General features: G+C 69.8%; 1 protein-coding gene. It reads left to right on the forward strand.

All coding sequences use genetic code 11. From position 1 onward, the window contains the following. Positions 1-52: 52 nt before the first annotated feature. Positions 53-1,505: discoidin domain-containing protein (locus U9980_RS10375; RefSeq protein WP_322767724.1), on the forward strand; the 1,453-nt coding region annotated here is incomplete at its 3' end.

Below are 1,505 nucleotides of genomic sequence, written 5' to 3' on the forward strand. Positions count from 1 at the left end.
GACCGCGGCTGATCCGGCTGCGGCCGATGTCGTCGGCCCACGGACCACCTGGGTGGTGACAGACACATTCACCCGCCGTGACAATCGGTTCGGGCTCGTCCACGGCGCTCAGTCCTACGTCCTAGGGCCGCATGAGGACGTCGCGGGTGCCACGGGGCCACCCGATCAGTGGACCGATCGGCCGGCGGCCGGGCACCAGACGACGACCGGCTATGTCGGTGGGATGTCGGTCACCGCGTCGTCCTACGGCTTTGAGTTGGTGGCCGCGCCTGACCTGGCGCCCGCGAACGCCGTGGACGGTGATCCCGGTTCGGCATGGCAGAGTCTGCGGACCGACCGGGGCTCGGCGGGGCAGTGGTTGCAGGTCGACGTCGCGCGAACGGTCGAGGTACCGACGTTGACGGTGCAGCTGCTGGAGGAGAGCCCGTCCCGTCCGACCGTGCGGGCGCTGCGGGTGACCACCCAGGCCGGTTCGGTGGTCACCCCGGTCAAGCCGATCGAATCCGCACAGCAGCTCGCGGTACCCACCGGTCCGACCCGGTGGTTCCGGGTCGGCTTCGAGCAGGTTGCCGGCGGCGGGGGCCCCTTTCTGGGCGCGGGAATTCGTGAACTGACGATTCCCGGGATCAGATTTCAGCGGTATCTGCAGGCACCCTCCGACATGGCACGGTGGTTCTCCGGCGCGGCGTCCGGGCGGATCGTCTACGCGTTCGCGCGTAACCGAGCCGATCCGTCCCAGCCGTTCGAGGATGATGAAGAGCGGCAGCTCAGTCGGCGGTTTGATGTACCGCGGCCCCTTGCGTTCACCGTCCGGGGTGCGGCGGTGCCGATCGCGCCCCTACTGACCGGAGCCGGCGGGATGTCCGACGGCGGCCAGGACGGCACCGGCGGTCAGAGCGCACGTGGCGACGGCTCGTCGAGCGTGGCTACAGGCCCCGGGCAGCCGGGGACGGAGCCCGTCGCCCTTCCCTGCGGCTCGGGTCCGATGGTGATCATTGACGGGCAACGCTATTCCACCCGGCTCGACGGCCGGCCGGATGACGCTGGAGCGCTCCGGTCCGTCACGATGAGTCTGTGCACCGACGGTGGAACGGTCACCTTGAGCGCTGGCCCGCATCTGCTGACGACCGAACCCGGGTCGGCGCCGTTCGCGGTTGGCTCCCTCACCCTGGTCGACGGCGCGCTAGCGGCGCCTTCGGTACCTGTTCGGGGTACCCGGATCACCGGCTGGACCTCGGAGCGGCGCACGGTCGAGATTGCGGCGGGGGAGCGTAGCTATCTTGCCGTCCGGGAGAACGCCAACGCTTCGTGGACCGCGACCGTGAACGGCGTGTCGCTTCCGGTGATCCGACTGGATGGCTGGCAGCAAGGATGGATCATTCCGGCCGGGGTGGCCGGAACGATTGTCATCGTGAACCGGCCCGGGCAGACGTACCGCCGTGACCTCGGCGTCGGCATGATCATGGTCGCGGGGCTGATCGCGCTGGCGGTGCTCCCGGCCGGCT

Origin of the sequence: Protofrankia sp. Cr1 (assembly GCF_963555865.1) — a bacterium.
Taxonomy (GTDB): Bacteria; Actinomycetota; Actinomycetes; order Frankiales; family Frankiaceae; genus Protofrankia.